This window comes from bacterium, assembly GCA_020444065.1.
Classification (GTDB): domain Bacteria; phylum Sumerlaeota; class Sumerlaeia; order SLMS01; family JAHLLQ01; genus JAHLLQ01.
The window spans coordinates 32,700-56,149 of record JAHLLQ010000003.1 but is presented as its reverse complement, the minus strand read 5'-3'; the positions used below and the strand labels follow the sequence as shown (position 1 = coordinate 56,149).

General features: G+C 60.2%; 15 protein-coding genes. 9 read left to right on the top strand and 6 right to left on the bottom strand.

Going from position 1 to position 23,450, the window contains the following annotated elements:
* Positions 1 to 90: 90 nt before the first annotated feature.
* Positions 91 to 4,572 carry a S8 family serine peptidase gene (locus tag KQI84_08065; GenBank protein MCB2154829.1) on the bottom strand — a complete coding sequence of 1,494 codons (4,482 nt, stop codon included), beginning with the start codon at positions 4,570 to 4,572 and terminating at the stop codon, positions 91 to 93.
* Between the two features lie 411 nt (positions 4,573 to 4,983).
* Here KQI84_08065 and KQI84_08060 point away from each other — a divergent pair, with 411 nt between their 5' ends.
* The 8 genes from KQI84_08060 (at position 4,984) to KQI84_08025 (ending at position 17,454) form a co-directional block, all read left to right on the top strand.
* Entirely contained in the window at positions 4,984 to 5,625 is a 642-nt protein-coding gene (locus tag KQI84_08060) for a DUF2959 domain-containing protein (protein ID MCB2154828.1), read from the top strand.
* 151 nt (positions 5,626 to 5,776) lie between these two features.
* On the top strand, positions 5,777 to 7,699 hold the full coding sequence (locus KQI84_08055) for a hypothetical protein (GenBank protein ID MCB2154827.1): 1,923 nt from the start codon (positions 5,777 to 5,779) through the stop codon (positions 7,697 to 7,699).
* 30 nt (positions 7,700 to 7,729) lie between these two features.
* Complete coding sequence (locus KQI84_08050) at positions 7,730 to 8,704, top strand: hypothetical protein (GenBank protein MCB2154826.1); 975 nt, start codon at positions 7,730 to 7,732, stop codon at positions 8,702 to 8,704.
* Positions 8,701 to 11,655: a VWA domain-containing protein gene (locus tag KQI84_08045; GenBank protein ID MCB2154825.1), complete on the top strand. Its 2,955-nt coding sequence runs from the start codon at positions 8,701 to 8,703 to the stop codon at positions 11,653 to 11,655. The genes KQI84_08050 and KQI84_08045 overlap by 4 nt, the downstream gene beginning before the upstream one ends.
* Positions 11,656 to 11,685: 30 nt before the next feature.
* The gene (locus tag KQI84_08040) at positions 11,686 to 12,690 is read left to right on the top strand and encodes an AAA family ATPase (protein ID MCB2154824.1); all 1,005 of its coding nucleotides are present in this window, start codon (positions 11,686 to 11,688) and stop codon (positions 12,688 to 12,690) included.
* Positions 12,691 to 12,753: 63 nt separating this feature from the next.
* Complete coding sequence (locus KQI84_08035; GenBank protein MCB2154823.1) at positions 12,754 to 13,632, top strand: DUF58 domain-containing protein; 879 nt, start codon at positions 12,754 to 12,756, stop codon at positions 13,630 to 13,632.
* On the top strand, positions 13,629 to 15,515 hold the full coding sequence (locus KQI84_08030) for a BatA and WFA domain-containing protein (GenBank protein ID MCB2154822.1): 1,887 nt from the start codon (positions 13,629 to 13,631) through the stop codon (positions 15,513 to 15,515). The genes KQI84_08035 and KQI84_08030 overlap by 4 nt, the downstream gene beginning before the upstream one ends.
* A 616-nt stretch (positions 15,516 to 16,131) precedes the next feature.
* Positions 16,132 to 17,454: a reverse transcriptase family protein gene (locus KQI84_08025; GenBank protein ID MCB2154821.1), complete on the top strand. Its 1,323-nt coding sequence runs from the start codon at positions 16,132 to 16,134 to the stop codon at positions 17,452 to 17,454.
* Positions 17,455 to 17,976: 522 nt separating this feature from the next.
* Here KQI84_08025 and KQI84_08020 read toward each other — a convergent pair.
* Entirely contained in the window at positions 17,977 to 20,712 is a 2,736-nt protein-coding gene (locus tag KQI84_08020) for an HYR domain-containing protein (protein MCB2154820.1), read from the bottom strand.
* A 182-nt stretch (positions 20,713 to 20,894) separates the two neighbouring features.
* Between KQI84_08020 and KQI84_08015 the strand changes: the two genes are divergently transcribed.
* Positions 20,895 to 21,191 (top strand): hypothetical protein, encoded by a 297-nt coding sequence (locus KQI84_08015; GenBank protein ID MCB2154819.1) that lies wholly within the window; start codon positions 20,895 to 20,897, stop codon positions 21,189 to 21,191.
* On the opposite strand, the gene KQI84_08010 is transcribed toward KQI84_08015, so the two are convergent.
* From KQI84_08010 to KQI84_07995, 4 genes are read right to left on the bottom strand one after another with little or no spacing between them, the layout of a single operon-like run.
* The gene (locus KQI84_08010) at positions 21,184 to 21,675 is read right to left on the bottom strand and encodes a GNAT family N-acetyltransferase (protein ID MCB2154818.1); all 492 of its coding nucleotides are present in this window, start codon (positions 21,673 to 21,675) and stop codon (positions 21,184 to 21,186) included. The genes KQI84_08015 and KQI84_08010 overlap by 8 nt on opposite strands.
* Before the next feature lie 14 nt (positions 21,676 to 21,689).
* Complete coding sequence (locus KQI84_08005; GenBank protein ID MCB2154817.1) at positions 21,690 to 22,355, bottom strand: hypothetical protein; 666 nt, start codon at positions 22,353 to 22,355, stop codon at positions 21,690 to 21,692.
* Positions 22,356 to 22,381: 26 nt separating this feature from the next.
* Positions 22,382 to 22,894, bottom strand: a complete 513-nt coding sequence (locus tag KQI84_08000; protein ID MCB2154816.1) for a tail fiber protein — start codon at positions 22,892 to 22,894, stop codon at positions 22,382 to 22,384.
* A gap of 21 nt (positions 22,895 to 22,915) precedes the next feature.
* A complete protein-coding gene (locus KQI84_07995) occupies positions 22,916 to 23,431 on the bottom strand; it encodes a tail fiber protein (GenBank protein ID MCB2154815.1) in 516 nt (171 codons plus the stop codon).
* Between the last annotated feature and the right edge of the window lie 19 nt (positions 23,432 to 23,450).

Below are 23,450 nucleotides of genomic sequence, written 5' to 3'. Positions count from 1 at the left end.
ATACCTGTCTGTGTTCCAATGCAAGGGGAGAGTCGCTGGAGAATCTCTGCGCCAGAAAGAAGAAGGCAGCCCTTCAGCCCCCAACTTCGGCTACTGCACCAGCCAGATTTCTCCCGGACCTTCGGTCGGGGCTGGCGATGGAGTCGGGGACGGTGTCGGCGTCGGAGTCGTGCAGACGATCAACTCCATCGCATCCACGCCGAACAGCACATTACTCGTCGTCGACTCCGGCTTCGCGTTGCCCACGATCTGAATCGTGTGAATCCCGCCATCTGCGTAGGCAGAACAATCCAGTTCGTAATACGTGTACGGACGATCCAGGCGGAAGGACGCCTGCGAGAACAAGCCGTCCGTCAGCGTTGTGTTGTCGATTGCGAACGCCAGCGAATTCCCCGTGCCGTCGTCGTCCGGAATGTCCGCCGTCATGTAGAACGCCAGCGTCGTCGCGTTCGTCGGAATGCGAACATCCTGCTCGATCAGCACTGACTCCAGGATGCCCGAACCACTGTGCCGGCCCAGCCAGAGATACCCCGACCCTGCATACGCGCCCGGGCCACCTCGGCAGTCTGAGTCCGGACAGAACGCCGAGATCGCATTCGCCGACAACGTCTCCGACCACGGCGACGTCGCCTCCTCGAATCCTCCATCCAGCAGTGCCTTCGATGCCGAACAATCCGGCGTCGGCGTTGGCGTTGGCGAGGGAGTTGGCGACGGCGTCGGCGTGATGATGCAGTCCTGAATCTGAATCAGATCCACCGTGAACTTCGCCGTATGCGTTGCGACCGTATTCGCAAACGTCAGCGTGTGCTCGAGTCCGTCCGCCACGCCAACAATATCAACCGTCCGCTCTGTGTAGCTCATGTTGTTCAGGCCCGGCACCGAGTCGATCTGCTTCCCGTCCAGCAGAACCTGAAGCTCATTGTAAGATGGCCCGGAAAGCGCCGGCGTGACCGCAACCCAGTACGTCAGGCGCGTCGCGCTCACGGGAATCGTCACGGCCTGCTCGATCGAACCCTCCACGCCGCCAACGCCAAACAATGCATACTGCGAACCATCGAACGGAGTACCGGAAGAACAAGACCCCTCGCACAATGGACCGGTCGCAGCATCCGGTAATTCCGTCCAATACGGATTCGGGGCGGATGCCTCCAGGCTTGGATCGTCGACAACACCAAGGTCCTTGCAATCCATCGCAGGCGTTGGCGATGGAGACGGAGTCGGACTTGGCGATGGCGTCAGACTCGGCGTCGGGCTTGGGCTCGGCGTGGGCGATGCCGTCGGCGTCAGAGTCGCTCCACCCGGAATGTGGAATCGGGCCGTGAAACTGCAACTGCCGGTCTGATCGTAGTCGTCGAAGGAGACGTTCGTATCCGCACTGCCCTTCAGACGCAGGTAGTAATTCGTGCCAGCCGCGACGGATTCGTATCGAATGTACTCGTCGGCGTTGATCCCCGGTTCATCGGAGGAAGCAACCAGGTTGCCCGCGGCGTCGAACAGATCCATCGCCGCATCGAATTCGCTCGACGGATCCAAATCGATTTCAAGTAACCCCAACGCATCCACCGGTGCGGTCAGTTTGTAGTACTTAGTACTCCCAAGCGAAAGCAGCGGAATACTGATCGCGGTCTGCGTATACCACGGCGGGTTCGTCGAGGATCCGGGATTGATCGCGTCGTTCGCGGGCGGATCGATCGTCAACTCCGTCTCGATGTCCACGCCAAGAGCACCGTCGTTATCATCGCTGGCATAGAGTCGATAGAGCTTCCTCGAGTCATCATCGTTTCGGAAGATGATAACCTGCGTCCCCGGACCGCCAACGGTCATTCGCCGACCGTTGCTGGCGAAGTATGCCCCCGCGGTGATCTTGTCGGTGTAGTATCCCGTAGTGTAGCTGTTGAAATGCGTATTCAACGCGGGCTCAACCATCGTGTAGTGCGCCGAACCCTCGAGCAAATTATCGATCGAGAATTCCGCCACGCCCGTCACGGGGTTGAAACGCGCAATTCGATCAATCGCCGCTGGATATTCATCCCAAATGGTTCCAGGCTGTCCATCGACCCCATCGAAATCCACCGACAGCGAAAACGCGCCGTACCCGTCGAAACGATGAGAGGCGACGGCGAGATAGAAACCTGTGTCTCCCGGAAGATTTGGCAAGCTCAACGTATCGGCCACGCCGACGCCGTTTCCGCCTCCACTTTGTGCGAGCAGTTCTCCGTCTCCCCGAAAGACCGCAATGAGCGAATCGAAGCCCGTCGGCGTCACCGTGATCTCAACGCTCGCATCAACCCCCAAGTCCGGAACATAGTGATAGTACTTCACGTGCGACGACTTAATGAGATTCGACGAAACGGAATCCAAACCATCGCCATCCAGCGTGCGCTCGCTGACCGTCGGCGCCGGCCCTGCAACTCGGAATTGACAGGCCTGGTTGGTTGTGCTGAATGGCGCATCGCTATACACCGTTGCCCAGTACGGTTCCGCCGCCAGTCCGTTGACGGTCATCCCAGTCTCATCCCGGTCTACGCCAAGGACATCGCTCCCGTCATGATCGTAGACCACCGTGTAGACGTCTGCCTCCGACCCAGCCAGATTGTCCGCGACCACAGTCATCTCTCCAAGCGCAGTGCAATTCCACATGAAGCCCATCGGCGTGCTGTCATTCGGGAAGTACGCCTTCACACGCACGTCGCCGAAAGGATTCGTAATGTACTGGGTCGAATTCGTTTCGGGCTGCTGCATCGTCGTCAGCATCGTCAGTGCATCCAGCCGTCCGTATCCGGAATCGACATCGTATCCCACGTCGTGAAGATCGATCGCCGACGCCTGCAGTTGTTGAACAGCATCGTAGCGACTCAAACTGCCCGGTCCACCCGATGCCTGAAGAAGCAAACACGCCACCGCCGCCGCGTTCGGTGCTGCCGCCGATGTTCCAAAGAAATTCGGATACCCCGTACCGTCGGTGTCCGGCGAACCAAAGAAGGTCGTATCCACACCATCGACCGCTATGAACTCTGGCTTCTCATAATCGATGGGATTCGCATATGGACTGCCGGCAGGATCAAAGAAGTGAACCGACGGCCCTCGACTGCTGCCATTGTGCGCGTACGTCGGATCCCAATAATAGGACGACCCGACAGAAATTCCATTCGGACCATGTCCGTGTTGCACCAGCGATCCCGTTTCCTTCTCCAAGTGCTCCAGCAGTTTCGGAACGAGGATCTTGAATATCGGGCGCTCGCTGCTTCCGCCAAGCTGATGGATTTTCAGATGCGCATCGAACTCCGCCCCGCCGGTGTTATCGTACGCAATCAGGTCGTAAGGATTCCCACCGATGTTTGCATCGGCACTGCTGGCCAGCAACGTCGTGTCCGTCTCGTTCCACAGCTCGATTTCCATGTCGGTTGTCGCAGCGCCCCACGGCTGCGCCCACCACAACTCACTTGCAAACACCTTGTTGGCGCTGACAGTGACATTTAGCGACTCGTCGCCGACATCGAACTCATGATAGCCATTGTTGTCCGTGTCGATCAGTTCGGAAAGGTACGCCTTCTGAGGACCACCATTTCCGGCCGATGTGAAATGCATCCCGCCGTTTGCGACGAAGTTGTTGATCGCGATCGCAATCACGCCGTCCTGGAATACGGGTTCCCCATTGTAACTGACATCGTCGACGATGACGTTCATCCCATTGTTGGCGAGATCTGTAATGTTCGCCGCAAACGCTCCCTGCCCACCAGATGCTGTCTTGAACCCAATCTGTGTGACACCCGGCAACAGATCGTAGACCAACTCCATCATGCCGCGGCCTTCGTCCGAATAGCCCGTGCCGCTTGGATCTCCAAGGAACAGAATCCGAGCACCCAAAGGCAAGTCGCCTGTGTTCTGCGATTCCGCAATTCCAATCAGCCCACCGTCGCCGGCGACTCCATCTCGATTGTTCGCTGAATTCGACATCACACCGATTCTGATCCCGGTCCCATCGATCGTCGGAAAGTACCGCCGCATGTCATCGACATCCAGCGCCGTCTCCGCCTGATTGCTCGCGACGCCCTCGCCACGCGCAACAAACGTCATCTTCGCTGCGTCCTCGCCCATCGTGCGGGCAGCAACAGAAGACAAACCGCAAAACGCAGGATTCGCCGCGGCGCTCATCAATTGACCGACCGGAATCACGGCGGAGATCACCGTATATGTCGGCGCGTGTGCCACGCCATTGATCGTCACGCCCGGCAAGGCCTTGAGCTCTTCAATCGCATCTTCGCCATCGCCTCGCATCGTGATGTCAACGATTGGATGCTCGTGCGCGACCTGGAACGAGCGTGCATGGTAAGCAATCGAACCCGGCTCGTTCGCCGCCGGCGCTTCGCCACGCGCAGCCATCACCTCGCCTGCGACGAGCGCCTTCAAATCCGAATCCATCTTCAGCGCATTGGCCAGTTCATCCTTCGCCAGAGCCGTGTCCAGATACTTCCACGGCGCCGGACTCTGTCGCGGCTGCGCGGGAACCAGAGATGTCGAAAGAAGAAGTGAAGCGGAAAGCGTTAACAAAAAACGGGGACGCAGCAGCATAGTGTCCTCCCAAACAGGATGCTGGAGTAAGATGCACCGCTGCGAAGTCTTTCGCAGAAAAGCTCCTTCTCACAGAAGTGCAAGAAATCGAGGAGACCTTCAACACTTCGGCCGGTCAACCCGTTTTAGGACACAACAAACCACATCGCATTGTTCTCAATATTCCTCGATTCTGATGGATAGATGCTTGATTTGCCTGCGTGACGAATGTGCATTCTGTGACAAACACTTGCCCGTAGTCGTCCCGTTCCGGTCGCAACCGCCGACCTATACTTCCCGCCCTGACGGAAGTCCCATATATGCTGGGCGGGCATATATCCCGCCCGTTGCCCAACATTGCTGTTTGCCTTTGCCGCCCACCTTGGGTCAGCATCCGGCCTGCCAACCATTGATTAAGGGGAGTCTCCGCCAATGCGCACGCTATTCCTGCTTCTGACCGTCACCATGCTGTCGTCATGCTCGTCGATTTACTACAATGTGATGGAAACCTTCGGCTCAGAGAAGCGCGACATCCTCGTCGACCGCGTCAAGGACGCCCGCGAAGAGCAGCAGGAAGCCAAGGAAGAGTTCCAGAGCGCACTCGAACGCTTCAGCGCCCTGGTCGATTTCCAGGGCGGAGAGCTCGAATCCAATTACAACAAGCTCAGCCGCGACTACGAGCGCTGTAAGGACCGCGCCGACGCCGTCGGTGATCGAATCGACTCCATCGAAAGCGTCGCCGAGGACCTCTTCGCCGAATGGGAAGATGAACTCGACGACTACAGCAACGACCGCTTCCGCCGCATCAGCGAACAGCGCCTTTACGAAACCCAGAAACGCTACGACGACCTGATCTTCGCCATGCGCCGCGCCGAGTCCAAAATGGACCCCGTCCTCAGCGCCTTCCAGGACCACGTCCTCTTCCTGAAGCACAACCTCAACGCAAACGCCATCGCGTCCCTCGAAGGCCAAGTCGACGCCCTCGAATCCGACATCGCCTCGCTGATCAGCGAGATGGAATCCTCCATCGCCGAAGCGGACGCCTTCATCGATCAGATGAATCTGGATGAATAGGAACCCCAACCAGCCTTTTCACAACGCTCAGACTCCTTCGGTCATTTGTTCTTCTCCCCTTGCGAACCTTTCCGGTTTTGCTACTGTCAAAGGGGAGGAAATGAAGGTTTTCTCCCCACGGGAACCATAATTCCCAGAGAGGTGTCGAACGATGGCAGAACTGGAGCGCAAAATCCGGGCGATTCGTCGCCGCCTGATGATCTTCTTCTTCTTCGACACCGTCATTCGGACCGTCCTCTTCGGCCTGATCGGCGCCGTCATCGTCCTGCTCATCTCCCGTATCACGGTCATCCCCTGGGATCCGCTGATCATCTCGGCCGGCGTCCTCGGCGCGGCCCTTCTTGCCGCAATCGTCTGGACGTTCGCCAAGCGCATGTCCCTGCTCCAGGCCGCCACCGCGGCCGACGACAAGCTTGCCCTCCGCGAGCGCCTGTCAAGCGCTCTTGCTTTGCGCAATTCGCCGGACCCGGAAGGCGCCATCAAGGCCCTTCAGGACGACGCTGCCCGCCACGCCCAAGCCATCAATCCGCACAAAGATTTCCGGTACAAGGTCCCTCGCCGTCTCCTCCACCTCGTGTGGCCGACCGTCGCGTTCGCGGTGCTCTACCTCGCCATGCCCCAGATGGACCTGTTCGCCACCGAACCCCAGCAGCCCGAGCCCCCCCAGAAGACGGCCGCTCGCGAAGAACTCGAGCGCAAAGTCGAGGCTCGTCGCATCCAGGAGCTGGCCCGAGACATCAAAAAGGCCGCCGAGGACGAGGAACTGGAAGAAGCCCAGGAATTCGCCGACAAGCTAGAACGCTTGTCGCAGGATGTCTTCCTCGGCGCCAAGGACAAGAAAGCTGCCATCGCCGAAATGTCCAAGATGGAAGACGAGCTCAAGCTGAAGCAAAAGAGCCTCGATCGCAAGAACGAGCCCTTCCGCCAGATCAAGGGCCTGGCCCGCGCGGACAAGACCCGCGAGATCCAGCAGGCCATGAAGAATCAGGACTTCGACAAGGCCGCCCAGGAAATGCAGCAACTCGCCCAGCAAATGGCCGAGGGCATGTCCGCCGAGGACATGGAGCAGACCGCCGACGAACTCGAACGCCTCGCCGACGAGGTCAGGGAAAACCAGCAAATGTCCGAGGCGTTGCAGCAGGCCGCCCAGGCTGCGCGAAACGCCTCCAATGCCATGCAACAGCAACAAAACGGGCAACAGGACCAGCAGCAAGGCGGTCAGCAGGGACAGCAGCAGAACCAGCAGCAGTCCGCGCAGAACCAACAGGGCCAGCAATCCGGCCAAGGCAGCCAGCAACAGTCTCAAAATCAAAGCGGCGGCAACCCGCAGCAGCAACAGGGTCAGCAGGGCCAGCAGAACCCTCAATCCTCCGGCGATGCCATGGCCCAGGCCCAACAGCAGATGCAGCAGGCCTCTCAGCAGATGGCCAACCAGCAGCAGCTCATGAACCAGATGGCCCAGCTCGATAAGCTCAGCCAGCAGATGGGCCAGTGCCGCTCCTCGATGCTCAACCAACAGGGCCAGCAGGGCCAACAATCCCAGCAGCAAGGCAACGCCCAGCAGCAACAGGGACAACAAGGTCAGCAAGGTCAGCAGGGTCAGCAGGGCCAACAGCAAGGACAGGGTCAGGGCCAGCAGGGCGGACAACAAGGCCAGCAGCAGGCCGGCCAGCAACCGGGTCAGGGCCAAGGCCAGCAGCCGGGACAGGGTCAAGGACAAGGCCAAAACGGACAGGGGAACTGGCAGGAGGGCTTCAACCAGAGCCAGTCTCTCGGTAGCGGCTCCGCCGGCCAGGGCCGTGGCGGCCAGCCCCCCGACGCCGGCCTCGTCAACGTCCAGTTCCAGGACGAGATGGTCCGAGGAGCCAAGAACGACGGCGAGATCCTGGCCGTCATCGAAATTGACGCCCCGGCTCCCAAGGGCGAGTCCAAGGTTACCTACACGGAAGTTTACGAAACGCAGCGGCAGAAAGCCGCCGATACGATGAAGCGCAGCGAAATACCGGTGGGATATCGCAACTCGGTTCGGGATTACTTCGAGTCGATCAACCCGGAGAAACAAAGCTCCGACTGACGGGGGGAGTGACTGCTGAGTCGAGCGGGTTTGAAGACGATCGGTTGGCGAGCCGGGATCGTTCTAGCGGCGATCCTGGCCGTCCTTTATTTTTGGGCGAGCACCAGCCAGGCCGGTGACGCCCCCGCCGACGGCGCCCGCATCGTCGGCGACTTCGGCCGCCAGCCCGGCCAGTTCTCCAACCCCCGCGCCGTCGCCATCACGCCCGACCAGGAACTCATCGTCATCGATCGCACCGGCCGCATCCAGGTCTTCGACGCCACCTCCGGCAAGTTCCTCCGCAAGTGGTGGCTTCCCGCATGGGAAAACGGAACGCCTACCGGCATGACCCTCGACCTGGACAACAAGTCCGTCTGGATCGCCGACACGCACTACCAGCGCATTCTCCACTACGATCTGGAGGGCAACCTTCTCTCCTCCTGGGGCGAGGAAGGCATCGAGCCCGGCCAGATGATCTTCCCCACCGACGTCTGCCCCGATCCCGACGGCAAGACCGTCTGGATCACCGAGTACGGCCAGCGCAGCCGCGTCATGCAGTACACGCGCGAGGGCGAGTTCATCAAAGAGTGGGGCTCGAAGGAAACCGAGTTCAGCGACCTGCAGCGCCCCATGGCCGTCGCCATCGACAAGGACGGCCGCCTGTTCGTCGCCGACGCCGGCAACAACTGTGTTCGCATCTTCGATCGCGACGGCAACCGCCTCGATGTCTGGGGCGAAGCCGGCGAGGAACCCGGTCAACTGAAGTATCCCTACGACCTCACAATCGCCGACGACGGCACCGTTTACCTGTGCGAGTACGGCAACAGCCGCATCAGTCACTTCACCGCCGGTGGAAAGTTCCTCGGCATCTGGGGCGGCCCCGGCTATCGCCCCGGCCAGCTCTTCACCCCCTGGGGTGTCGCAGCAGGCCCCGAGGGTGAACTCGCCATTGCCGACACGAAAAACGGCCGCGTGCAGATGGTCGACCGGGCCGCCGGACACTTCCGCGCGGGAGGCGAATCGTGACCGCCTTCCACGCCGCCGAGCCCATCTACCTGTGGCTGCTGCTGATCCTCCCGCTCTTCTGGCTTGCCGCCCGCCGGTTGCGCACGGTCGAAACCGGCCGGCGCTGGCTGATCATCATCCTGCGTACGCTGATCATTCTTCTGTTCATTCTCGCGCTGGCGAAGATGGAATTCGTGCGCCAGAGCAAAGACCTCACCGTCTACTTCCTGCTCGATCAATCCGACTCGATCCCGGTGAACCTGCGCGAGCGCGCCACACAGGTCATCTCCGAATTCTCCAAGGAAAAACCCGCCAACGACGAAGCCGGTCTGATCGTCTTCGGCGACCAGCCATCTCTCGAGTCCACCGCCGTTAAGACCTTCGAGTTCGAAGGCCAGATCAACTCCGCGATCGAAGGCGAACGCACCGACATCGCGAAGGCCATGCGCCTCGCGCTCGCCGCCTTCCCGAACAACCGTCTGCGCCGCATGGTGCTGCTCTCCGACGGCAATGAAAACAGCGGCAGCGCTCTTGAGATCGCGCGCCTCGCTCGAAACAACAACGTCCCCGTCGACATCGTTCCGCTCAACTACTCCCAGGAACAGGACGTCCAGATTGACAAGATCATCGTCCCGCAGCAAACCGCCAAGGACTCGCCCTTCGACGTCAAAGTCTTCCTCTCCTCGAAAGAAGACACCGAGGGCCGTTTACGCCTGTACGAAGACGGTAAGCTCATCGTCGACCAGAAGGTCGAAGTCTCCGGCGGACGCAATACGCCGCTCACGCTGCCGCGACGCCTGGAGGAAGGTGGCTTCCACCAGTACAGCGCCACCTTCGAAGCCGCCGGCGATGCCCGCCCGCAGAACAACCGCGCGGAAGCCTTCACCTATCTGAAAGCCGAACCGCGCGTGCTCTACGTCGAAGGCGATCACACCTCGACCAACTACCTCGCGGCTGCACTTCGTCTCGAAAACATCGTCGTCGATTACGTCTCCGAAACGGAAATCCCGCGCACGCTCGGCGAGTTACAAGGCTACGACTCCATCATTCTGTCTGACGTCCACGCCTCGAGCATGACGCGCGACCAGATGAAGATGATCGAACGCGCCGTCCAGGATCTCGGCGTCGGCCTCGTCATGATCGGCGGAGAAAACTCCTTTGGAGCCGGCGGGTACCAGGACACTCCCATCGAACGCGCACTGCCCGTCTCGATGGACGTGAAGCAGAAGAAGGTCCTCCCCAACGGCGCCCTCGTCATCGTGCTGCACACCTGCGAGATTCCATCCGGTAACGCGTGGGCGCGCGAGATCTCCATCGCTGCACTCGATGTGCTCTCCGCCCAGGATTACTTCGGCCTCCTGTATTATGGCCAGAAGCCCGGCGTCGGAATCGGCGGCGGCATGGGCGGTTGGGGCGAGTTCTGGCTGTGGGATCCCGGGCTCCAGCAAGCCGGCGACAAGCGCCGCATGCGCGCCATGATCAACAACGTCTCGCCGATGGACATGCCCACCTTCGACCCGACACTCGAGCTCGCATACGAAGAACTCAAAGACGTCAAGACACAGGCGAAGCACATCGTCGTCATCTCCGACGGCGATCCCGCGCCGCCGCAGAAGCCGCTCGTAAACAAGATCCGCGACGAAGGCATCACCGTCTCCGCCGTCGCCATCGCACCCCACGCCGGCCAGACCGTCGAGACGCTCAAGAACATGTCCTACTGGGGCGCCGGCAACTTCTACTACCCGAAGACAGCACGCGAACTCCCGCGCATCTTCGTCAAGGAAGCGTCCATCGTTCGGCGTTCGTTGATCTTCGAAGAAACCTTCGCCCCGAAATACGACGTCCCCTCCGAAATCCTCGAAGGCATTCCGCAACTTCCCGCCCTGAACGGCTACGTCGTCACGTCCGACAAAGATCTCGCCACTTACGCGCTGCGCACCGACAAAGACGACCCACTCCTTGCGCACTGGCGCTATGGCCTCGGAAAAACCGTTGCCTTCACCAGCGATGCCAAGAGCCGTTGGGCCGCGCAGTGGGTCAGTTGGGATGGTTACAGCAAGTTCTGGAGCCAGGTCGTGCGTTTCTCACTGCGCGAGACCAGCAGTTCCAACTTCCAGGTCAACACCGAGCTCCAAGGCGGCCGCGGCAAGATCACCATCGACGCGCTGGAACTCGATGGCGGCTTCCGCAATTTCCTCGAATTCAACACCACCGTCATCGGCCCCGATCTCGAACCGCACAAAGCGCAGATTCGCCAGGTCGCACCCGGCCGCTACGAAGGCGAGTTCGAAGCCAACCAGGTCGGCACCTACATGGTTTCAATGGTGACCGGCGAAGAAGAGTCGCCCGAGCTGATCACCAGCGGCGTCGCGCTGTCCTACTCGCCCGAGTACCAGGCCACGCAAACGAACGACACCTTCCTCGAAAAGATCGCCAAAGAGTCCGGCGGTCGCGAGATGGACGCGCAGTACAACCCGTTCGATCACACAACGCTCGTCAGCGCCGCGCGCCCTCAACCCATCTGGCCGTGGCTACTGTTTGCCGGCCTGCTGCTTCTGCCCCTCGATATTTTCCTGCGTCGCGTGTATCTCGACTTCGCGGAACTCTGGGCAGGCGCGCAGCGATACGCCGTCAATACCTTCCGCATCATCACGTTCCGTAGCCCGAAGCGTATTGAAGAACGCGACGCGGCCATGGACAACTTGATGGCGGCCAAACGGCGCGCCACCGCCGACAAGGAACGCGAACGCGAAGAACAGGAAGCGCGGAAGAAGTTCCGCGAACGACTCGGCGATACGGAACAGTCCGACGGTTCCGTTTTCGCAAATCCCGACGAGCAGGCCCCCAAGGGTCCCGTTCGTCATCGCAGCAAACAAACCGTCTCGCCCACCGAAGGGCGCGGCGAGAGTGGACAAACAGGCATGGGCAGCCTTCTGGAAGCAAAGAAGCGTGCCCGGAAGAAAATGAAGTAAGCAAGATTCCAAACGCGGAGAGACACGACCATGACCGACATGGAACAACAAGCCAAAGCATTCCGCCAAGACTTCGATGCGGTCTTCAACGAAACGAAGAAGATGATCGTCGGAATGGAATCCGTCGTCGAAGGGGTTCTGATGTGCCTCTTCGCGGGAGGACACGTACTCCTTGAAGGCGTCCCCGGCCTCGGCAAGACGATGCTTGTCCGAACGCTCGGCGAAGTCCTCGACCTCCCCTTCTCCCGCATCCAGTTCACGCCCGACCTGATGCCGGCGGACATCATCGGAACGAACATGGTCCAGGAAGACCACACCACCGGAAAACGCGAGTTCGTCTTCGAGCACGGCCCGCTCTTCTCCAACCTGGTGCTGGCCGACGAAATCAACCGCGCCACGCCAAAGACGCAATCGGCCATGCTCGAAGCCATGCAGGAGAAGACGATCACCGTCTCCGGCAAGCCCTACATTCTCGACAAGCCCTTCTTCGTCATGGCCACCCAGAACCCGTTGGAAATGGAAGGTACCTACCCGCTGCCCGAAGCCCAGCTCGATCGCTTCCAGTTCAAAGTCATGGTCCAGTTCCCCAATCGCGAGGAACTCAGCGAAATCCTGAACCGCACGACCACCGCCCATACGCCCCAGATTGAAAAGCGCATGGAGCGCGACCGCATCCTGCATTGGATCAACTTCGTGCGCTCGACCGTGATCGCGCCGCATGTCCAGGACTACGCCGTGCGCCTCGTCCTCGCCACGCATCCCGAAAGCGAATACGCCACGCCGATGGCAAAGCGCTACGTTCGCTACGGCAGCTCTCCCCGCGGTGCACAGACACTCGTGCTCGCCGGCAAAATCAAGGCGCTCCGCGCCGAGCGCTACAACGTCGCCTTTGCCGACATCGCCGCCGTCGCACACAACGCCCTCCGCCACCGCCTTATCCTCAACTTCGAAGGCGAAGCCGAGGGCATCACCACCGACATGATCATCGACGACCTCATCCAGCAGGTTGCCCGCGAAGCAGGAGTGAACGCATAACCCTGCCCCCTGGGTGCGCAGGCATTAGAGCAAGAAAGAGAACGCAACATGGCAACGCCCGACATGAAAACTCTGCTGGAGCCCGAGCTGATCGCCCGACTCGATCAGTTGCAAGTGCTCACGCACAAGGTCTTCCGCGGCCGGCAGAAGGGCGAGCGCCGTTCCCGCAAGAAAGGCCAGTCCGTTGAGTTCGCCGATTACCGCGAGTACGTCCCCGGCGACGACACGCGCTTCCTCGACTGGAACGTCTACGGACGCCTCGAGCGCCTCTACATCAAGCTCTTCCTCGAAGAAGAAGACCTTGCCTTCTACGTTCTCGTCGACACCTCCGCGTCGATGAACTTTGGCGATCCCACGAAATTCGAATACGCCCGCAAACTGGCCGCGGCGCTCGGATACATTGCGCTCCACAATCAGGACAAAGTCGGCGTGTCGACCTTTGACGAACGCGTCTCTTCGCGCTTCCGTCCCACGCGCGGCAAAGCGCAACTCGCCAAGCTCATGAACTACCTGATCGATCTGGAGCAGGGCACGCGCACAAATCTCATCGAATCCTGCCGCGACTTCGTCCTTCAAAATCGCCAGCAAGGCATCGTCGTTCTCATTTCAGATTTCCTCGATGAACGCGGCTACGACGAAGCGCTCAAGCACTTCTTCATGCGCAACTACGACGTTTATTGCATCCAGGTTCTCAGCCCCGAGGAACGCGAACCCACAGTTGTCGGCCACCTGGAACTCGTCGATGCCGAAACCGGCGAACGCCAGGAAGTCACCGCCAGCGAAGCGCTCCTGAAGCAATACCGCGCCACCGTCGAAAACTTCTGCGGCGGGCTGCGCGACTGGTGCACCTCGCGCGGCATGACCTATCTCGCCACCACAACCGACACGCCGATCGACGTGATGTTGCTCGCCCACCTTCGCCAAAGGGGGTTGCTGCGTTGAACTTCCTGACGACTCCATGGCTGTGGGGCCCGCTCTTCGCGCTGTTGCCGCTCGTGGTGGTGATGTACCTCCTCAAGCTCAAGCGCAAACGCGTCGTCATGCCGTCCACTCTGCTGTGGAGACGATCGGTTCAGGATCTCATCGCGAACGCGCCATTTCAGAAACTGCGCAACAACCTGCTGCTTTGGCTACAGTTGCTGATACTTCTCCTGCTGATCTTCGCATTCGCCCGGCCGGTGATGAAACTCGCGAACCTCAGCGGAACCACGCTCATTCTGCTGATCGACAACTCAGCATCGATGCAGACACAAGAAGATGCCGGCAAGACGCGCCTCGACCTGGCGAAAGAAGCCGCCCTCGAAGCCGTCGACACGCTCTCCGCGCGCGACGAATGCATCGTCGTCGCCTTCAGCGATCAGACACGCATTCTGCAAACACTGACGAGCGATCGCACCGCCATCCGCGCTGCCATCAATTCTATCAAACCGCGCGAAGTCTCTACCTCCCTTTCAGAAGCCGGCATGATCCTGCAAGGACTCACCACAACGATGACCGATGAACGTGTTCGCATTCCGCGCGAAGACACGAAGACCGTCGTCCTTAGCGACGGCGCCATCGAGGACACCGTTGCACTCGCCGATATTCCGAACGTCGAGTTCGTCTCCATCGGCCACACCAGCAACAACCTCGGTATCACCGCCGTCGATGTGCGCGAGACATTCACAAACACGTTCGAGTATCAGATTTTCTGCTCGATCACAAACGCCAGCGAAGAAGAGAAGGACGCCTTCGTTGAACTCGAAATGAACGGCGAAATCCTCGATCTGAAAGGCACACGCATCGCCCCGAACTCGACCGGCGGCGTTGTCTTCACGCTCGGCGAAGAGCTCACCGGCCTTGCCACGCTGACGCTTGATTCAAAAGACAACTTCCCGCTCGACGATGTTGCGCGCGTGCAGATCGCGCCCTCGACGGACATCTCGGTGCTCCTCGTTTCAAAAGGAAATCGCTTCCTCGAACGCGTCTTGATGATCGACCCGCGCGTTCACCTCAGCCGTGTTCCTCCGACCGATTATCGCACAACCGACGAGTACGACCTCGTCATCTTCGACGGCTCGACCGTTGGCGAAATTCCGCCCGGCAACTTCGTCTTCTTCCACGCACTGCCGCCCGGCGGCGACTTCACGCGCAACGAACAGAACCCCACGATCGAACGCCCCACCGTCATCGACTGGAGCCGCGTCCATCCGCTGACGCGCTTCGTTAACTTCGAAGGCCTCCGGATCGCCGAGTCCATCAACTACAACGCGCCGAAGTCCTCCGTGATGATTCTGCAAGGACTCGAATCGGATCTCATTACGCTTTACGAAACGGAAACGCGCAACATCCTCGTTGTCGGCTTCGACGTTCTGCAATCCATGTGGCCGCTCGACGTCTCCTACCCGATTTTCATCTCCAACATGATCGAGTACTTCGCCCGCTCCGGCCGCGGCAAAGTCAAAGCCTCCTACGTCTCCGGCGAAACCATTCCGATCTTCCCGGAACTGGATGCTACCGAAGCCGTCGTCACCACGCCCGACGACGAACAGATCGAATTCTCCTTCGAAGGCGCCAGCACCGCCTACCTTTCCGAGACCGCTCGCACCGGCGTGTACCAGGTTGCCTTCGACGTCGGCAGCACTCAACTCCTGCCCGTCAACCTGGCCTCTGAGAAAGAATCCCGCATCGCCCCCGTCCCCGAACTCGAAATCGGCGGCCAGAAAATCGTCGGCACCGAAGACGTCGTCAAAACCAACCAGGAAATCTGGCACTGGTTCGTCCTCGCCGGCCTCCTCATCCTCCTCCTCGAATGGCTCATCTACTGCCGCCGCACTTTTATGTAGAGTTTCCCCGTGCTCGTGCTCGTCATCGTAATCGAAATCGACCAAAACCGAGTGCGAGTGTCGCATACGCATCACCACGAGTGTATTCTGGGGTAACTTGGCCATCTTGCCCAAGCCCCTGTGGCTCAGGCGATCGACCAGCTATCGGCCAGAGATGGCCAAGCCACCTCATAGGTTTTTCCTCTGCGTCTTTGCGCCTCAGCGCGAACCCCTCTCCACCTCGTACTCCTACTCGTACACGTACTCACACTCGAAATCCCAAAGCTCAAAACCGAGTACGAGTTCCGCTCCGCTGAGTACGAGTTCGAGTACGGATTGCGCCCTCCCTTCCTCTGCGTCTTTGCCCCTCTGCGCGATCTGCTCTCTCCTCTCCACCGAATTCCATTGCCCCTTTCCCTCTCCTGCCCCCAACTGAACACGAGAGAAACAAGGCACGGCAGTCTGGCTTGGAGGTCACGAGGAAACTCGCGACTGTTCGGGGTTACCCCGAGCGAGCTCCACTTCCGGCATCTCACGAATAAGGAATCCACATCAGGGGCGAGCCCGGATGTGGATTCCTCACAGCGGGCGTTGCAAGCCAGGCCGCCGTGCCGCTCTTCCCAGGACACCCGCCCCCATGATGCCCGCCCTGCAAATCGGCGCCGTTGCGATCATCGGACTCCTGGTCGCTGTCTTTGCGATCGTAGTCGTCCTAATCATCGTTGTGAACATTGTGAATCAGGCCCGACGCGGAGGCCCGGGCGGAGCACGCCTCGAACTTGGCACGGATGGCCTTCGTGTTTCAGTCGGCGGCCGGAGCAGAGGCAAGATCCTTGGATCCCGTGCACCGATCGTCCTCGGCAACTCACCGACATCGTCCTACCGCGAGCGCGACGATAAGATGCGCCAACTGCATCCGCAGAGCATCGACCGCCAACGCTCCCTTCGCCTGCCCGTGCTCGAGAAACCCGACGATATTGTCGCGTTCCTTCAGCTGCGCGACTTCCGCGAACTCGTTCACCTTTGCGATACCGGCCGCATGCAGGGCCTCCGCAACGGCCCGGGCAAACTGCGCAACTACACCATGCGCACGATCCCAAAACGCGGTGGCGGGCAACGCTTCCTTTTCATCCCGAAGCCTCGCCTCAAAGCCGCCCAGCGCCGCATCCTCCACGAGATCCTCGACAAGGTCCCCGTCCACGAAGCCGCGAAAGGCTTCGTCCGCGGGCGCGACGCCACCGATCACGCGCGCCCGCACATCGGAAAGCCCATCATCGTCGCGCACGACATCGCCGACTTCTTCCCGAGCATTCGATATCGCCGCGTCTGCTCGTTCTTCATGTGGCTCGGCTATCCGCACAGCGTCGCCCGCATCCTGTCGCTCCTCTGCACAACGGCGTCTCTCGCGTCCCTTGCACGTGTCCTCCCGCAAGGCGCTCCCACATCGCCGGCACTCGCAAACGCCCTCTGCTATCGACTCGATTGCCGGCTGGCGGGACTCGCAAAGAAATTCGGCGCAACCTACACGCGCTACGCCGACGACCTCGCGTTCTCCGGCGGCGAAGACTTCAAACGCGGACTGAACCGCTTCGTTCCGTTGGTAGAGACAATCCTGAAAAGCGAACGCTTCCATCCCAAGAAGGCCAAACGCCGATTCATGCGCCGCGGCCGCCAGCAGAACCTCGTTGGCCTGAACGTCAACGACCGCCTGTCCGTCGGGCGCGCGGAGATCGATCGCCTCTGCGCCATCCTCCACAACGCGTCCAAAGCCGGATCATTGGAAAGTCAGAATCGCGATCGAATCCAAAACTTCGCCGACCACCTCGGCGGTCGCATCGCCTGGGTCGAACGCTTCCACCCCGGCAAAGGCGCAAAACTCCGCTCGCAATGGCGGCAACTCATCGGCGCGCCCCCCGCGCCACCTCCCCCCGATCTCCCAGCCGCTCCCCCTCCGGAATGAACGCTATTCGTGCTCGTGCTCTTCATCAAAATCGACCAAAGCCGAGTACGAATGCCGCTCCGCTAAGTGCGAGATCGAGTACGCGATCGCCTCTCCCCTCGAGGTGACTTGGGCATCTTGCCCAAGCCTCAGAGGCCTCAGAACTCCCCGCAAGGTTCCCAATATCGCATCCCCCATCCTTTCCTCAGTCGACAGGCCTACTCTTAGCCAGGGACCCGCCTTCGCCTGAGGCTCCGGCGGCCAAGTGGCCAAGCCACCTCATACTCGCTTCCTCTGCGTCTTTGCCCCTCTGCGCGAGAGCATCTCCCCTCGTACTCCTACTCGTACACGTACTCGCACTCGAAATCCCAAGCCTCAAAATCGAGTACGAGTACCGCTTCGCTGAGTACGAGTTCGAGTACGCGTTGGCCACCACTTCTTCCCCCGCAGTTCTCCTCAGAAACGCACTCAATGCCCTGCAGCAACGGGGCGGCTCCGATTGGAGCCGCCCCATGGCGTTGTGATTGAGGGTTTGTCGGTCCGTTACGGAGCCGGTGCAGAGAAGACCTCGACACGTTCGACGTAGATCGAACCGCCGATGTCCAGCGTCTGGATCGACGGATCCGCAAGCAGGTCGAACGAGCACAGAAGGTCGCGGCCCACGCCCATGTTCGGCGGGAAGAACACCACGTAGTCCATCGGCGAACCCGGCGTCGGAACGTTCAGCGCAGAGCCCGTCGAAGCAACGTTCGTGTACTGGCTCACACGGAACAGCGACTCGTTCAGACGCAGACGGAACTCAGGCACTTCGTCCGCCGTCACGATGTTCGTACCAATGCTGTACTCGGCCCAGTATAGGCGGCCGGCAACGATATCCACGTTGTTCGCAGGATCGATCGTCGAGCCCCAGAAGCCGAACTGGAAGCCCGGCGTGTTCTCCACCGTGATGCCCAGGCGAGAGTTCGCCGAATCGTACGCGAACGTCGGCTCGTCGAACAGACCGTTGAACGTATAGTGATCCCATCCGTCCTGGTCGCCGACGAAGTCGTAGACCATCTCGGATGTCGCACCGGTCATGAAGCTGCTGTCGACCGGCACCACGATCACGTTATCCAGCATCACCGTCGCCGAAGCCGAATCCTGCGGATAGAAGTTCAACAAGTCGAACTCGAACCGGAAGATCGGGCTCGTTGCCGGCGGACGGAACATCAACGTGTAGTCGTTGCCCGCGGGCGTCGGCGAGAAAGCGCCATCGGCGTGCGACTCGATCGAGAGCACCTCAGCCTGCTGGCTGTTCTCCGCCGTCGTACGAACGCGGATCTGCGGCACAAGCGTCAGGTCCGTCTCGTCCGTCATCACGCGATAGGTCGCGGCGTACACCTGCGAACCGTTCGGCGTCCCCTGAACCATCAGGGCCACCACGTCAGGCCGCGAAGGCGTACCGCCACTCGGCACCAACTCGAACGCAGGCGATTCCCAGATACCCACCTGTTGCGTGTTCGTCGTCGCCGTCATATCCAGCGTACCCGGCGTACCCGGCGTATTGCCGAACACAGGTGGCGTGAAGCTCATGAAGCTGTGATCCGTCCACCCTTCCGTGCCAGGCACGAACGTGTACTCCACCGGCGTCGCCGTAGGCGTCGGCGTCGGAGTATCCGTGGGGGTTGGAGTGTCCGTCGGAGTCGGCGTGGCTGTCGGAGTCGGACTCGTCGTCGGCGTATCCATAGGAGGCGGCGTGGCCGTCATCGTCGGCGTAAACGTCGGAGTATCGGTCGGGGTTGCTGTGGCCGTCGTAGGCGTGTCCGTCGGCGTGGCAGTCGGCGTAACCGTCGGGGTAACAGTCCCCGTTGTCGGCGTATCGGTTGGCGTGGCCGTCGGTGTCGGAGTCGTCGGCGTATCCGTAGGCGTTGGCGTAGCCGTCGGTGTTGTCGGGGTATCCGTCGGCGTCGCCGTCGGAGTATCAGACGGAGTCGGGGACGGAGTATCCGAAGGCGTCGGAGACGGTGTGTCAGACGGCGTTGGACTTGGAGTATCCGTTGGCGTCGCCGTCGGCGTGTCGGTTGGCGTAGCCGTCGGGGTCGTCGGCGTATCGGTCGGAGTAGGCGTGGCTGTCGGGGTGTCGGTCGGAGTCGCCGTCGGCGTATCCGAAGGCGTTGGGCTCGGCGTATCCGTGGGTGTCGCCGTCGGAGTATCTGTCGGCGTGGGAGATGGTGTCGGCGTCGGCGTCGGAGCCGCGACCCATTCCTTGGATGCAGTCGCCGAGAAGGGAACGCTACCGATACTACCGGAGGCCTGCAACTGATCCGTTCCCGGCGTATTGCTGGTGTAGGTGAACGACGTCGCACCATCCTGGTTCGTGACGAGTGGCACCGAAAGGCCGGTGCTCGGGCCGGAGGTGACCTCGACCAGAACGGCCACATCTGAAGTCGGTGCGGAATTCACCAGGACGTTGACAGTCACAACGTGATCGGCACCGGTGAAGGAACTCGCCGTCGGCGGATTGATCGTGGCAGCCACGTCGCAAACCACGATCACGTCGAAGCTGCAGGTGGTCTTGTTCCCCGCACCATCGGTGGCGGTGTAAGTCACCGTCGTTGTCCCGGCCGGATAGACGTCGCTGGCATCCGCCGTTCCGGTGTAATCGTTCGTGACGACAAGACCGCCGCAATTATCGGAAGTTGATGGAGCCGGCACGGTTACGAATGCTGTACACGTGGCGGGATCGGCTGGCACGGTGATGTTGGAGGAACAAGTCAGAGTGGGAGACGTCACATCGGCCACACGCACCGTGAGCGTGCAGGATGACTGATCGTTCTCGTCGTCTGTGACAATCAAGTCCACCAAAGTATCGCCCAGGGAATAAGGCGGTGCAGGATCCAACTGAAGAGTAACGATGCCGCCATCCGGATCGTAAGATCCATTGTCTGCCTGAGAGGCCGTGGGATTAGCCTCGCAAGAGCCGTCGGCTGCCAGCTCCAGCAGGGAAACGCAGTTCGCCACGGGCGGAACAGAGATGCCTGTGACCGTCGGATCATTCGCCGCTCCGGTCGAGGGATCATCGGAGAGGACATCGCCGAAGTTCGACCCCGAGACGGTTGCCTGGGTCGACAGCGTCGTCGTCCCGACGGGAATCGGATCGGCCACGTCGGCTCGCATAGTAATGGTTACAGACTTGCCGGCGGGGAGATTGCCGACGTCAATGCTGACGGTATCTTGAGCTCCGGCAGAACCTGCCAGCAGCAAGAGCAGCACGAGGCCTACCCAACTATGTCGGTTCATTCTGAAGAACCACCTTCCGGCGAGTATTCGCGATGTCCGCTTCCGTTCGATGCTTCGCATGATCTCTCTCTGACGAGTGGCGATTTGTTGGCGATTGAGCACTGTCGTGCCTGCTTCTTCCTTGAGCCCGAGGGCCCCATTCTCTAGTTTCAACAAACTTCACCTCCGCAGAGGTCGCTGACATGCTCGAATCGATGACGCTCGATGACTTCCTGCCCCACGTGGGCGAGGCGCTTGAAATCCAGGTTTCCGCGGAACTTGCGCTCCCCGTCCAGTTGAAGAGCGTGGATGTTCTGGGCCGGGAACCTGCCGAGGGCAAAAGGCGCCCTTTCTCGGTGATCATCAGCGGCCCGCGGGAACCGATCCTCCCGCAGGGAATCTACACGCTGCGGCACGAGAAGCTGGGCGAACTCGAGCTGTTTATCGTTCCGATTGGAAACGACAGCGACGGAACGCGCTACGAAATCGTGTTCAACTGACCGCATCGGCAGACCACTCCATCAACAGATAGACGCCTTTGTCTTCCAGTACCTGAAATCCCAGTCGCTCATAGAGATGCAGCGCGGGGTTAAATTTCTCGACGTGAATGCGAACGGGCTTCCCAGCATCGCGAGCTTCACTCAGTATGTTCCCCATCAACCCGCCCCCAAGACCCATTCCTCGGAAAGACGGAAGCAGGGCGATGTCAATGACGCGAACCTCGGATGGCCACCGGCCGAGATAGAGCCGCCCGACAGGCTTTCCGTTGAATTCAATAATCGAAAACTCGTCATCGCTGTACGCCTTCAAGTAGTGCTCTCTCTGCGCCTGAAACTGCTGGAGCAGAAAATCGCTCTTTTGTTCCTCCGGCCAATCCACTTGGGCCAGTTCATCCGCACGCGTCGACGCGTAGAGCTCCTGCAGGAACGGAACGTCGGTTTCCCGTTCCGGCCGCAGGACAAGATCCTCTACTCTCGGACATATCGACGATTCGCGGTTCAACCGTCCATCACCTCCAGCAAAATCGCGGCGTGCTTGAAAGACTTACCTTCCGGCGAAGCGACATCGAGCAGCTCATCGGATGTTCCCAACTCGGGATCGCCCTGCTGATACTCGGCCCAACGAAGATCGGGCAGCGAGGAGCCGGCCGCCGGGGCGATTGCCGTCGTGCCCTTGCGCAGTTTCAGCGCCCCCACTTCTCGGCCAGGAACGAAGCGCAGGAGTTCGGCATGGGAACCCTTCGAATCGACCCAGCGTAGCTGCAGCCGAAGACCGTGTTTCGGATCGATCGGCACGGCGAAGTCGCGCGTCGCGAGCACTTGCGAGTTATTGTCCCTGTCGAATGCGATCGCCGTAAACTCCGCGCTGTGGAATGGCTCGAAACACACTGTCACGTCGAGCTTCTCCAGCTTGCTGTTGCCGTCTGGAATCAGAGCATGCAAAGCAATCCGCGCTCCACGGGACAAGCTGACGTCGCCGGAAAATAACCGACGGGAAGGAACGAAGCCACCGTTCCAGAAGGCGACACTGACGCCGGACAGCGAATCGTCCGAATTGCCACCACCGAAATCCAGCGAGGGTGCACCGAGTACACAGGAACAAGTCCCTGCGGAGAGGAGCGTGAGAAACTGGCGACGATTAAACTGGCCAAGAAGACCTGACATGTTTGTACTTCCTTCCTTGTGAATCGTCAGCCGCGCGAAGGATAAAGACCCTGGAGCGCAATGATGAAATTGATTGCAAGATAGGGCTGCAGATTGTTGTGCGCCTGGCTGCCCCCGTTGGACGGCAGGCTCTGGGCATTCATGTCCACCGTCGTGCCGGTCGCCTCATACATCGCGGTGCCACGGGCGAAGTAATTGCCCGCCGGATTCAGATCTTCTCCAAGCTCGCGTGTGCCCACCAGACTGTGATTGTGTGAGGGCATCTGCGCATCGCTCAAAGTCACGGTCTCAACGCCGGTCTTCTCTCCCAATCGCCGCTCGGTCAGCCCGGGGCCTCGCCCGGGATGCATGGGAGCGCGACCTTGAAGATCCGGTAGTCCAACCGTTGTGCGACCGTCTCCGCCATAGGTCGTTCCCACCAGAGAAAAGAGCGCAGTATTCTGAGAGATTGGCAGCAATTGGCCGTCGCAGAATGCCCAACTGCGGGGTGCGAAGTTCCCGGCAAAGATCCGGATTTCTGCAATGAATGGTTCAGTCATAAGTTTTGCTCCGTGGAAACTTTAGGTGCGGCTTGGGTAAATACCAGCGAGGGCAACGATGAAGTTCACACAAAGGCACGGCATCAGGTTCGTATGAGTCTGGCTGCCGCCAGCATTTGCAATGGAGGCGCTGTTCATGGTGTGCGGATCCAACAGCTCGTTGTAAACCTGTCCTGTCGCACTGGCCACTGCCTGGCCCGCCGGTTGGCGCTGGGTTGATGCTTCACTGGTTGCCTGCAGCGAATGGCCATGCGAAGGAAGCTGATTCACCGTCAGGGTGACCTTCTCCTGGCCACCTTTGCTCCCAATATTCCGAGGCGATAAACCGGGGCCTGTCCCGGCATGTATCGGAACGCGCCCGCGCAGGTCGGGAAGTCCAAACGTCGTCCTTCCGTCGCCGCCATAGATCGTCCCAAACAAGCTGAAGAGCGCGTCGTTCTGCGAAACAGCCAGCAATTGGCCGTCACAGAAGGCCCAACTTCGCGGCGCGAAGTTCCCGGCAAACATACGGATTTCGCCGATGAAAGGTTCACTCATTGTTCGTTCCTTTCCTGCT